The organism is Vibrio sinaloensis (assembly GCF_000808535.1).
Classification (GTDB): domain Bacteria; phylum Pseudomonadota; class Gammaproteobacteria; order Enterobacterales; family Vibrionaceae; genus Vibrio; species Vibrio sinaloensis_D.
Genome location: NZ_JWLV01000013.1, coordinates 87,059 through 99,405 on the forward strand (window position 1 = coordinate 87,059; position 12,347 = coordinate 99,405).

The following is a 12,347-nucleotide window of genomic DNA, read 5'->3' on the forward strand; positions in this document are numbered from 1 at the left end:
GATTTAGAATAGAAAAGTGGTCGCATAGACTTTGCGAAAAGAGAAAACAATAACGGCTATTTATATAAATATTATCAAGATGTTGTTAGACTTTTGAATCAAAGACCACATCAACCGATCTTTGGCGAATCTAGAGGCAAAAAAAAACCACACAAAACTGTGTGGTCGGAATGTATAAAGCAATTAACTTACGCCAATTGAAATAATCAGTTTCCTGATTAGGAGAAAGTAAAGTCAGCCTTCAAAAGGAAGTGTCATCTTGCTCAACATGTCAGTGAAACACTGACTAGATGACAGGTGTTACTATAACCGCTGTGAGACGGTAGATTTTGAAATAGATCAATTTTAGGTGAGTTTCTAAAGCTCAATAGCATTTATGTTGCAACGAAATTGATGAAGGCGCTCCTAGAAGGCGCACATTGTATAAAATAGAAGCAGTAACCCATCGCTTGCTGACTTTTGATTCCAACGGGACAGGTTGAACACACGTTAAAAACGTTCAGCAAACTCATCCACAGAGCAGTTAGGGAGGCTCTTGTGTCGATTCTCAATTTTTTTGGAAAGAAAAAGTCTTCCGATCCGGTCAACTCGGATATGGACAGACAAAGAAAATATGAAGCGCTCGTGAGAGCCTATCACAGAGACCTCTATCGCTACGCGTATTGGTTGTGCAAAGATCCCACCATCTCCGAGGATTTAGTACAAGAGACCTGCTTACGTGCGTGGAAGTCTCTCGATAGTCTTCAAGACGAGAAAGCCGCCAAATCTTGGTTAATCACCATATTACGCAGAGAAAACGCTCGTCGCTTCGAGCGCAAGCAGTTTGATCTGGTTGATATCGATGACCACGGAAACGATGCTAAGGTCAGCGATGACCCGCATCATCAGACCGAGTGGATTCAGGCACAAATTATGAAACTTGATACCGATTATCGAGAGCCACTATTTCTTCAAGTTGTTGGAGGGTTTAGCGGTGAAGAGATCAGCGAGATTCTCGATCTTAATAAGAATACCGTGATGACACGCTTATTCAGAGCTCGCAATCAGCTAAAAGAGATGATCGACCCAGAGAGTAACCAAAGAGGACAGCATAATGGATGATTTAGAATTTCGTCGCCGCATCATGTCCGACCCTAAATGCAGAGATAGCGAACTCAACGCCGCGATAAAAGAGAGTGAATCCAACGCTAAATTCGCCGATGAGATTTTAGATCTGGATGCTCAAATCGCTAAAGCGATGAATGTTGATGTCCCTGAGGATCTGGCTGATCGCATTTTATTCAATCAAACCTCGAACGTCCAAGAAGATAATGTCGTTCGACCTAATTTTGCCCGCCGAGCAATGGCCATGGCAGCATCAGTTGCTTTTGTCGCTGGCTTGTTGGTTGGACAAGTTAACTGGGGAAACATCGTTGTTTCTCCTGCACAAGCGAGTTTAGCATCAACAGCGATCAAGCATGTTGTTGACGAAAAGCCGTTCGTGAATCATCTAGACGAACAAGTTAAATCCTCGCAAATCAACGCGAAAATGGTGCCGTTTTCTCATTCATTGAGTGCGCACTTCCCTTACCACGTGTATTACTTAAATCACTGTGGTTTTGGTGAGTCCAATGCACTGCATATGGTGTTTAGAGGCGAAAAAGGCAAAGTGACTCTGTTTCTGACAGGCATTGCCGCCAATGACGTATCCGAATTTGCGGAAGATGGAATGGTAGGTATCATTGAGCCAATGGGCGAAGTGAGCCTCATTTTGGTTGGCGATAAAGGTGAAAATGTCGCTAAAATCGCCGAAAACATCCTAGATATCATCAAACCTATGGGTTAATAGGAAACAATCTTCAAACAGATAAAATAAGGCTCGATTCGTTATCTGAGCCTTATTTTTTACCCACCATATAGAGCTAAAACTCTAAAACAGTACTTTTTGCAGCACAATCCTGCCAAATAGGCGTCATTTCTGTAATTTTACCTTCCAATTAGCCAATGGTCGGATTTCTATATCCTATACTTGGGTCTAGTATCAGCCACAACTGAGCTTTTGCTCAAAAATATCGCCCAGCTAGAGGCGAACCAAAAAGGAAAAAGCACAAATGAACAAGACGCGTCTGTTTAAGAAATCACTATTAGCAGTGACCATTACCACAGCAACTCTCGCTTCGCAGCAAGCTCTCGCTGCAGGCTTCCAACTTAACGCTCAATCAGCAACAGGTATCGGCCGAGCATTCGCCGGTGACGCAGTTATTGCAGATAATGCTTCTGTTATGGCACGTAACCCAGCAGCGATGGCGCTATTCGACAAGACAGAACTTTCTTTAGGTTTTGAAAGCATCACTTCAATGATTGAAGTGAAAGATGCAAAGTATACGCATATGGATGGCATTACATTTGTTCCAACTCCGGGACCAAAGTATTCAACGAAAGATGCGGATTACGACGACGCGGGTGATACTTCAATTGCACCAAATATTCACCTAATTGTTCCAGTTAACGATACGTTTGCTTGGGGTATTAACGCCTACTCTAATTTCGGCACCAAAACCGAATTTAGCGATGATTACGTAGCCAGCGAATATGCAGGCCTAACAGATGTGAAAAGCATGAACATTGGTCTTGCTGGTTCTCTAAGAATCAATGAACAATGGAGTGTTGGTGCTGGCCTAGATCTAATTTATGGTCAAGGTAAACTTGAGCGTAACCTAAGTAATGAACTTAACGTTCCTGGCAAACCGCAACTTACAGGTGCTAAAGCGCTTGATGCCGATGCGTCTGGTTTTGCACTAGGCTTCAATGTAGGTACAGTCTACGAGCTTGATGAAAATAACCGCTTTGGTTTTTCATACCGCTACAGCCCAACACTAGCAGCTAAAGGCGACATCTACTACGGCGGTCAAGAGCAGAGCGACACTTTGTACATGCCGCTACCAGATATGGCGGAGTTCTCTGGCTACCACCGTATTGAAGACACTAAGTTTGCCGTTCACTACAGCGTTCAATACATTGGCTGGGGTGTTTTTGACAAACTAGAAGCTGATAAAGCTGGCGAACTAAACACTTACGAGTGGCAAACGGGCATGCACTATGCACTTGGTGGTACTTACTACCTAAACCAAGACTGGACGTTGCGTGCTGGCTACATGTATGACACAAGCGCTCAAGATAAAGTGACTTCGATTTCTGTTCCAGATTCAGATCGTCAGTGGTTCTCTGCAGGTTTCACTTACCACCTAGATTCAAAGTCTAACATTGACTTCGGCTTTACTTACCTAATGGGTAAAGACGTAGACGTGAAAGAGTCTCAGTATGATGACGCAACTGGTGCTCTAGTCTCTTCGATCGAAGCGACAACACACGCAGATGCAATTCTATTAGGTCTACAATACAGCCGTAGCTTCTAATAAAACGAAAACTCTATTTCAAAGGCCAGTGTTCACTGGCCTTTTTGCTATCTACACGACAATAATCACCTGATACAACAAGCTTTCCCTATCCCCTTTCGGTTACTGAGCTTACACGTGTATCGATAACCCCCTCTCAGACACTACATGTGTACGCTGAAATATCAAAACAAGACGTTAACATTTAGTGTTTTCATCTTTAGTATTCGATTTGTGACAAATTAAATTTCAAATACCTGCAATACACTGTTTTTAATTTTTAAAGTAATAGCTCTAACCTTATCATCACCCGACTGATTAATTCGAACCTCAGCGAACATTATAATGAAAACGAACAAGACTCTCTTATCACTCGCAGTGGCGTGTAGCCTAGTGAGCACCTCTGCAGCCGTTAATGCTGCAGGCTTCCAACTGGCAGAATACTCAGCAACAGGTCTAGGCCGTGCGTACGCTGGCGAAGCAGCAATGGCAGACAACGCAAGCGCACAATGGCGCAACCCAGCGATGCTAACTCAACTTGATGGCACTCAAGTGTCTGTTGGTGCAATCTACGTGAATCCAAATGTTGATGTGAAAGGCACAACAACATTCGCAGGAAATGAGATAGAAGCGAAATCAAACGACTTCGCTCACGATGCAATCATTCCTAACTTCTATATTTCTCACCGTTACACTGAAGAGCTCGCGATTGGCTTTGCGCTTGGTACCAACTACGGAATGGAAACCGACTTAGGCAAAGACTTTGCTGCCTCTCACTTTGGAAACGAAGCAAGCATTATTACAAAAGAAGCTAACCTAAACCTTGCTTACCAACTTAACGAAGCGGTAAGCATTGGTGGTGGTGTTCGCTATGTGATGGGCGAAGGTAGCTTTGGCGCGACGGCTCCAGAGAAAAATGCACTCGCATTCTTGGGACTCAAGAAAGGCACACCTCTCAAATATATGGAAGGGGAAGATACCGCTTGGGGCTGGCAGCTAGGCACTGCGTGGCAAATCAACGATCAGCACCGTATCGGCTTTACATATAAATCAGCGGTTGACCTTACACTTGAAGGTGATGCCAAAATAATGCAAGTTGCCCCAGGTACGCCTGTTGCAGAAGATACTGGCTCAATGGATCTAACTCTGCCGCAAACTGCTGAACTAGCAAGTTTCCACCAACTGACAGAAAAGTTGGCGATGCACGCAAGTATTAACTGGACAGATTGGAGCAGCTTTAAAGAGCTGTATGCAGATCTAGACACTCTAGAATCTCAGACAGTAAAAGTTGAAAACTGGAAAGACAACTACCGCTTTGCAATCGGCGCAACTTACCAAGTGGATCCAAAGCTTGCGCTACGCACAGGTATTGCCTATGACACATCAGCAGTGAGTGATAAAAACCGTACTATCACGATTCCAGAAACGGATCGCACATGGTTGAGCTTAGGTGCAAGCTACGAATTTACCAAACAGTTCTCTCTAGACGGCGGCTTTACTTACATCTTTGCTAAAGATGCATCAATCACTGAATCTCGCGGCTATGAGTCAGATGATAAAGCTCAGCTTATCGGTGGTAAATTTGAGGGTGAGACAACGGGTAATGTTTGGCTAATCGGTCTACAAGCCAACTATACGTTTTAACTCTCACTAAAAGACAAAAACGAAAAAGGCTTGGTCAATCCAAGCCTTTGTTTTATTTCAGAGTTAGACTAAAAATCATCTAGGTATTCGTCTAAGTAAGCTTCTTCTTCTTCATCGTACTGCTGAGTTTCGATTTCCGCTTTGAAGTCTTGACGTTGCAAATACGCATCGCGGGTGAGCGCATAAGGATCTGGAGAGTTATGCAGCATTGACTCTTGCGGCACTAAAGCAGCGCGGCTTTCCATTCCTTCTAATGCCCATTTCCCCAACCCAGCCCAGATATTCAAATAAGAAAGCGGAACATACATGCCATCCACCACGTCTGTTGCTTCGCGAACTGTCCAAGGGCCGTATCCTGGAAGCATGATATAGGGACCATTGCCAACACCATAATGACCGACAGCATCACTGAACGCTTTGTCACTGTGGTCAGTAATACCAGCCGCAGACGCAACATCTATCAATCCAAGCAAGCCGAATGTAGAGTTAATCCAGAAGCGGTTAAAGTGATCGACCGCTTTTTCACCGTTACCCATCACAATGTTATTGATCATGCTTGATGGCTCGTCAAGATTACTTAAGAAGTTCGCCACACCTTGCCTGACAGGAACAGGAACGTAGTCCACATAGGCCAATGACACTGGTCTAACTAAGTAAGGGTCTAAATAATCGTAGTTAATACTCCACATCGCACGGTTAAAACCTTCGATGGGATCGCTACTATGAGATTCATAAGACGTTGACTCAGACTCTTCAGTAGTGTCGGGAGCGCTTGCGCAGCCAGCAAGTAGAACACTTGCAATCAATGCGAGCCAAATCTGAGACGTAAAGCTTTTCATTATTATTTTTTCCATAAAAAAGGCCGGTTAATCACCGGCCTCTAATCAATGATAATCCGCTGCTATTAATAACGCTTATCAATCATAACTTCAACAGGTTCGCCCATTGTAACGGCTTCACTTTCACCAAACCAGTCCCCTTCTTTGGTCGCCACATTACCATCACTGTCGATGCGTGCTCGTACCATTAAAGATTCAAGAGAAGAAAGCTTACGCTCAGCAATCATACTGTTGCCGTCATCGAGTACAACGGTGCGCGGTAAACTGCCAACTGGGTATCGCGCGGCCGCCACAGGCATCGGCGAACCATCTGCCGTGTGAACAGATACGATCAGCGCTGCATTTGGATCAGCCGTCACGTCATCCGCAATGTTGATCGTTACAGACACTGACTGCCCTGACCCCACTTGTTGACCCATTTGCTTTTGCGCATTTTCAATGCTTCGGCTAAGCATTTCATAACGGCTGTCTTCTGGACCAATCATTTGCTGCATAATGCTCCAGTATCGAACCGCGGCTGGGAAGTCTTGACGCTCAAACGCATCAAACGCCAGTAGTGAGAAGACACGCAAATCGACATAATCTTTCTGGACTAGGTTACCCAGAATGCGACGTGCGTTTTCCTGGTCAACATCATCTTGAGACAACATCAATGCTTGAGCATAACCCAGCATAATATCATTGCTCTCTGGCTCTAAGTTGTATGCCTTTTTCATTGAACCGATAGCGGTATCAACGTCACGATTAGCTAAAGCAATTCGCCCAAGCAACAACCAACCTGTTGAGTCTTCAGGCTCGTAATGAAGTCGAGTGCGCAATGCCAATGTAAGATCACGCATTTCATCATCACTCAGCTGAGCGCCTTCTGGTGACATGAGCTTCTTCGATAACGCTGGCAAGTTTGATGTCACTTCCTGCCATTGTAGGACATCTTGCTGCGCACCAAATTTGTGGTACATGCCATAAGACAAACCGACAACTAAGAGCATGGAAGGAATCATCACCGCCATTGGTGATATCGCGTTTTCCTGCGAGTTTTTGCTATCAGCTGGAATATCGTCGAGCAGCGATTGCTTGAGGTCGTCGATCAGGTCTTGTTGATTTTCGACTAAGCCTTCTTCTGCTTCCTCTTCGAGTTCCGTCAAACGGTCTTTATAAAACGCTTTGTTTAATTCATCGCGTAGCGCTTCATCATTGTTCGCTTTTTGTCTCATCACTGGCAATGCGATAAGTACGCAGCTGAATACAACAAGAATGATCGAAGCTATCCAAAATAGTGTCATTACTGCTTGTCTCCATCATTCTTTTCATCAAGTAGCGCTTTTAAACGCGCTTCTTTGTCTTGGTCCCAATCTTCAGTCTGTTCAGGCGTTACTTTCTTAGTTCGGCTTCTCAATACAATGAATCCGAAACCAAATAAGAGCACGCTGATCGGACCGAGCCAAAGAATGGCAGTGGCCGCGGTAAACGGAGGATTGTAGGTCACAAAGTTTCCGTAGCGAGCGATCATGTAATCAATGATTTCTTGCTTTGATTTACCCGCTTTGGTCATTTCATACACTTTTTCGCGCAGATCGACAGCCAGTTCTGCATTGGAATCAGCAATGGTGTTGTTTTGACATTTTGGACAGCGCAGCGTGTTACCAAGCTCTTTAAACTGCTGTTCTTGCTCAAGCGTATCGAACTCATGAACTTCAATCGCCGCATAAGCTGCCATTGAGAATGCCATCGCCGCAAACAGTGAAAGCATCAGCTTTTTCATTGTTTCGCCTCCGCAAGTAGCCCTTCGTACATAGGCTTAAGCTTTTCGTTCCAATTGCGATCGTTGACGTCTCCAACATGGCGGTATCGAATCACGCCATTCGCATCAATCAGGAAAGTTTCAGGAGCACCATATACGCCAAGGTCTAATCCCAACATACCATTACCATCAAACAGGCTAATAAGGTAAGGATTACCAAGATCATTCAACCAACCAATCGCTTTGGTTCGATCATCTTTGTAGTTCATACCAATGATCTTCACGCCCTCACCAGCTAGTTGGTTTAGGTATTGGTGCTCTGCATAACAAGTAGGACACCATGTCGCCCATACGTTCAGCAGTAGAGGCTCACCCTTGAAAATTGCTTGATCGTACAATTTACCCGGTTCAGCAAGATCCTCTAGACGAAACTCTGGCACAGGTTTACCCACCAAGACAGATTCCAGTTTGGTCGGGTCGTCACCTTGAGAGTTTTTTACCAACTGAGTAGCAAAGATAGCCACTAAACCCAAAAATGCGACGAGCGGAATAAACAGTAATTTCTTATTCATTATGCCTCCTGCTTTTTGGCGCTTTTTCTGAAACGGTAACGTCTATCGCTGATGGCAATCGCACCACCTAATGACATCAGTAATGAGCCAGCCCAAATCCAACGAACAAATGGTTTGTAGTAAATGCGTACTGCCCACGATTTGTTGTCATCAAGACGCTCACCCATCGCAATATACAAATCACGCGTGATACCGCGATCAATAGCAGCCTCAGTCATCATTGAACGAGCGGTTCGGTAGAAACGTTTTTCTGCGTGGAGCGTGTTTACATATTTTCCATCTAGCGTAATTTCGAAATCAGCAATGTACCCGTCATAGTTCGGGCCATCTTTGTCACGTAGACCTTTGAAGTAAAAATCGTAACCTTGGATTTGATAATGCTCACCCGGCGCTAAACGTACATCTCGCTCGATACTGTAATTTTGCACCATTGCGATACCAATGATAGAAACAGCAAGACCGATATGACCAAGCATCATCGCCCAGTGGCTACGCTGAAGCTTTTTAACACCTTCCATAAATGGGTGGCGGTGTGTCGCTCGCTGATGAAGCTCAAAGCCGTGCATGAAGATGATCCAAAGTGCCATCAACCAGCCCAAATAAGCCATCGGTAAGAAGAAGTCCGAGAAAATCAGGGTGAAAATACCCGCCAAAACAACCGACGCTACACCTGAGATGAGCATAGGCTTTTTCAGAGATGACAGATCATCACGCTTCCAACGGATCAGAGGACCAATACCAAGCAAGAATGAGAAAGGAATCATCAGCCAAGCAAACAACATGTCAAAGAAAGGCGCACCGATCGATACTGAACCCAGACCGATTTGCTTGTGAACCAAAGGCAATAAGGTACCGACAAGAACAACCACAAGGGCAGCGATCAATAGGACGTTGTTAGCCAACAATGCGTTTTCACGTGAGACCAAATCAAAGTTGCCTCGCACTCGCACCGATGCACCTTTGAGTGCAAACAGTAGCAAAGAGCCACCAATGACAAACACGAGGAAGCCAAGGATAAACATACCGCGAGATGGATCAGACGCGAAGGCATGAACCGAGACCAAGATCCCCGAACGCACGAGGAATGTACCCAACAAACTCAGAGAGAACGCTGAGATCGCCAGTAACACAGTCCATGCTTTGAAGGTGCCGCGTTTTTCCGTCACCGCCAATGAGTGCATCAGCGCCGTACCTGCGAGCCATGGCATAAAGGAAGCGTTTTCAACGGGATCCCAGAACCACCAGCCGCCCCAGCCAAGTTCGTAATACGCCCACCAAGAACCAAGTGCGATACCCAGCGTTAGGAAAAGCCACGCCGCGGTAGTCCATGGACGTGACCAACGAGCCCACGCAGTATCAAGACGACCCGTCATTAATGAAGCTATCGCAAACGAGAACGCCACAGAAAAACCAACGTAGCCCATATAGAGCATTGGCGGGTGAATGATTAATCCTGGATCTTGCAGTAGAGGGTTTAGGTCACGCCCGTCAACTGGGAAGAACGGCAATGTGCGTAAGAATGGGTTTGAAGTCACGATGATAAACAGCAGAAAGCCAACCGTAATCATCCCCATCACCGCGAGTACTCGGGCTACAGATTCTTGTGGCATACCGCGACTGAAACTCGCTACAGCAACCGTCCACGCAGCTTGAATGAGAACCCAAAGTAATAACGAGCCTTCGTGAGCCCCCCAGACCGCAGTTAAACGATAGTACCAAGGCAACTGGCTATTGGAGTTCGTCGCAACATAGTTAAGGGTAAAATCATTGGTGTAAAACGCCCAAAGAAGAACGATAAAAGAAACCAGAATCAACAAGAACATACCCCAAGACAGAGGTCTTGCGGTGTTCATGAGCATGGTATTGTTTCTTGAAGCCCCCACCAACGGCAGAATACTGAGTAATACTGCCATCGCTAGCGATACGATGAGGGCAAAGTGACCAATTTCAGCAATCATTGACCGCTTCCTTGTTTTTGTTGTTCTGTGTATTGAAGAGGTTCATGCGTTTTCTTCATCGCTTCTGCGATCTCCGGTGGCATGTACTCTTCATCGTGTTTCGCTAGCACTTCAAACGCTTCAATAGTCGTTGCGTTTTTCAAAACGCCTTGTGCAACAATGCCCTGTCCTTCTCTAAATAGATCAGGAAGAATCCCGTTGTAGAGAATCGTCACTTTCGGGCCAACATCGTGCAGGTCAAACGATACCTGTAGTGAACTAGGGTCACGTTTTACAGAACCTTCCACAACCATACCGCCGATACGCAATCGCTGACCAACCTCTGGTTTGGTACCGTCTGGTTTACCATGGACAAGTTCAGTCGGTGTATAGAACAAATCCATGTTTTGATTGAGCGCATACAGCATTAAACCGATGGTCGCGCTGATACCAATAAAGATGGCAAGAACAATGCCGAGCCTCTTTTTACGTCTTGGGTTCATAATGTGTTCTCCAAATTCTTAGCTGCGTCAATGCGTGCTTGTCGATCAATTTTTGATTGGACTTCTTTTAATAAAGCGTTACCGCGACGGACACTGGTCCAAAGAATAATCAACATGGATAAAAACGTAATGCCAAAAGCACTCCATACATAACCGGCGTAACCGCCCATAGCGAAAAAGTCGCTCAAAGATTCAAAATGCATGTTTAGTTACCTCTCTGAGACTTAGCAGCCGCAAGCTTCGCCACCCAAGGGCGATGACTCTCGTTTTTAATGATTTCGTTACGGAAACGGACCATAGTGACAGAACCAAAGAAGAATGCGAAACCAAATATGTTTAGTAACAGCGGCCAAAGCATGTTGCTTGAAATTGATGGTTTTTCAAATTTGGTGATGGTCGCGCCTTGGTGCAATGTATTCCACCATTCAACAGAGAAGTGGATAATGGGCAGGTTAACCACGCCAACAATTGCCAAGATACCAGCCGCTTTTGAGGCTGTTTTTTGGTCATCAAACGCGTGATAGAGCGCAATAACGCCAAGATAGAGGAACAATAGAATCAGTTCTGAGGTAAGACGTGCATCCCACACCCACCAAGTGCCCCACATTGGCTTTCCCCAGACAGCCCCTGTTAGAAGTGCAATAAAGGTATACACGGCTCCGATTGGTGCCATCGCCGATGCGGCTAAGTCTGACAAGCGAATTTGCCATACTAGACCAATGAAGGCTGCTATCGCCATCGACATATAGACACCCATCGACCAAATAGCGGACGGGACGTGGATATAGATAATTCTGAAACTGTCACCCTGTTGGTAATCTGACGGGGCAAATGCAAGTCCCCATACGGTACCTACGGATAAACACAGCAGGGCTAGTATGGAAAACCAGGGCAATAGCTTACCGCTGAGCTGGTAAGCAGATTCAGGCTTGGCATAGGGATGGAGCCATTTCCACATGTTTAGTTCTCACTCTTACTTCAGTCTGTCTTTCATCGCATTCACGACTTTGACAATTATTAGTTTTGTAATTTATAGAAAGGGAAAAATTCGTGCTTGATCAAAAACAATTAATTGACGCTTACTCGAAGCGCTGCCGCAATCGCAAAAGGTGTCAGAGTCAACGCTCCCATAAACATTGCTCCTAAGATTGCCAGTTGACCGTTATACGCAATACCCAGCGAGGCTGCATCAATGGCAGACGTCGCAAAAATCAAAATTGGAATGTACAGCGGAAGCACTAGAAGACTGAGTAGCACTCCGCCTTTTTGCAAGCCAACTGTTAACGCAACACCAATCGCGCCGATGAAACTTAAGGTTGGTGTACCGACAAGTAACGTCAAGACAACCGAAAGCCAGGTATTAAAATCCAACGACAATAATATTGCTAAAAGAGGGCTGATTAAAATTAGAGGTAAGCCCGTTAATATCCAATGTGCTGCAACTTTGGAGATCACCACGACAGGCAATGGAACAGGCATTAGCATCATCTGCTCTAGCGAGCCATCCTGAAAGTCGTCACGGAACAATCGCTCCAAAGACAATAACGCCGAAAGCAATGCTGCTACCCAAACAATACCAGCCGCGATTCTCGCTAACAGGTTAGGCTCTGGTCCGATGCTCAACGGAAACAGAGTGATAACAATGATGAAAAACCACAAAGGATTTAGAACATCAGCTTGTCGACGAAAAGCGATTAAAAGCTCTCGACGAACGATACTATTCATGGTTCCTATCAT

At 45.2% G+C, this 12,347-nt stretch carries 13 protein-coding genes; 4 read left to right on the forward strand and 9 right to left on the reverse strand.

The genetic code is table 11. The annotated features are described in order from the left end of the window. Positions 1-537 precede the first annotated feature (537 nt). From RJ47_RS10520 to RJ47_RS10535, 4 genes are all read left to right on the forward strand, one after another. On the forward strand, positions 538-1,101 hold the full coding sequence (locus RJ47_RS10520; RefSeq protein WP_038139014.1) for a sigma-70 family RNA polymerase sigma factor: 564 nt from the start codon (positions 538-540) through the stop codon (positions 1,099-1,101). Further along, positions 1,094-1,825, forward strand: coding sequence for a DUF3379 domain-containing protein (locus tag RJ47_RS10525; RefSeq protein WP_039483711.1), 732 nt, complete (start codon positions 1,094-1,096; stop codon positions 1,823-1,825). Before RJ47_RS10520 ends, RJ47_RS10525 begins: the two co-directional genes overlap by 8 nt. Before the next feature lie 265 nt (positions 1,826-2,090). Further along, a complete protein-coding gene (locus RJ47_RS10530; RefSeq protein ID WP_039477238.1) occupies positions 2,091-3,395 on the forward strand; it encodes an outer membrane protein transport protein in 1,305 nt (434 codons plus the stop codon). Positions 3,396-3,719: 324 nt separating this feature from the next. Beyond that, positions 3,720-5,018 (forward strand): outer membrane protein transport protein, encoded by a 1,299-nt coding sequence (locus RJ47_RS10535; RefSeq protein WP_039483712.1) that lies wholly within the window; start codon positions 3,720-3,722, stop codon positions 5,016-5,018. Between the two features lie 68 nt (positions 5,019-5,086). Here RJ47_RS10535 and RJ47_RS10540 read toward each other — a convergent pair whose 3' ends face one another. From RJ47_RS10540 to ccmB, 9 genes are all read right to left on the reverse strand, one after another. Continuing rightward, positions 5,087-5,857: a VacJ family lipoprotein gene (locus RJ47_RS10540; protein ID WP_039483713.1), complete on the reverse strand. Its 771-nt coding sequence runs from the start codon at positions 5,855-5,857 to the stop codon at positions 5,087-5,089. A gap of 65 nt (positions 5,858-5,922) precedes the next feature. Beyond that, on the reverse strand, positions 5,923-7,140 hold the full coding sequence (ccmI, locus tag RJ47_RS10545; RefSeq protein WP_039477228.1) for a c-type cytochrome biogenesis protein CcmI: 1,218 nt from the start codon (positions 7,138-7,140) through the stop codon (positions 5,923-5,925). After that, entirely contained in the window at positions 7,140-7,619 is a 480-nt protein-coding gene (locus RJ47_RS10550; RefSeq protein WP_039483716.1) for a cytochrome c-type biogenesis protein, read from the reverse strand. Before RJ47_RS10550 ends, ccmI begins: the two co-directional genes overlap by 1 nt. Further along, positions 7,616-8,170, reverse strand: coding sequence for a DsbE family thiol:disulfide interchange protein (locus tag RJ47_RS10555; RefSeq protein ID WP_038139030.1), 555 nt, complete (start codon positions 8,168-8,170; stop codon positions 7,616-7,618). Before RJ47_RS10555 ends, RJ47_RS10550 begins: the two co-directional genes overlap by 4 nt. Then, positions 8,170-10,128 (reverse strand): heme lyase CcmF/NrfE family subunit, encoded by a 1,959-nt coding sequence (locus RJ47_RS10560; RefSeq protein WP_005471649.1) that lies wholly within the window; start codon positions 10,126-10,128, stop codon positions 8,170-8,172. Before RJ47_RS10560 ends, RJ47_RS10555 begins: the two co-directional genes overlap by 1 nt. Then, positions 10,125-10,610: a cytochrome c maturation protein CcmE gene (gene ccmE, locus RJ47_RS10565; RefSeq protein ID WP_005471672.1), complete on the reverse strand. Its 486-nt coding sequence runs from the start codon at positions 10,608-10,610 to the stop codon at positions 10,125-10,127. Before ccmE ends, RJ47_RS10560 begins: the two co-directional genes overlap by 4 nt. Continuing rightward, a complete protein-coding gene (gene ccmD, locus RJ47_RS10570) occupies positions 10,607-10,813 on the reverse strand; it encodes a heme exporter protein CcmD (protein ID WP_038139035.1) in 207 nt (68 codons plus the stop codon). Before ccmD ends, ccmE begins: the two co-directional genes overlap by 4 nt. A gap of 2 nt (positions 10,814-10,815) precedes the next feature. Further along, positions 10,816-11,568 (reverse strand): heme ABC transporter permease, encoded by a 753-nt coding sequence (locus tag RJ47_RS10575; RefSeq protein WP_039483719.1) that lies wholly within the window; start codon positions 11,566-11,568, stop codon positions 10,816-10,818. Between the two features lie 110 nt (positions 11,569-11,678). Continuing rightward, the gene (gene ccmB / locus RJ47_RS10580; protein ID WP_038139041.1) at positions 11,679-12,347 is read right to left on the reverse strand and encodes a heme exporter protein CcmB; all 669 of its coding nucleotides are present in this window, start codon (positions 12,345-12,347) and stop codon (positions 11,679-11,681) included.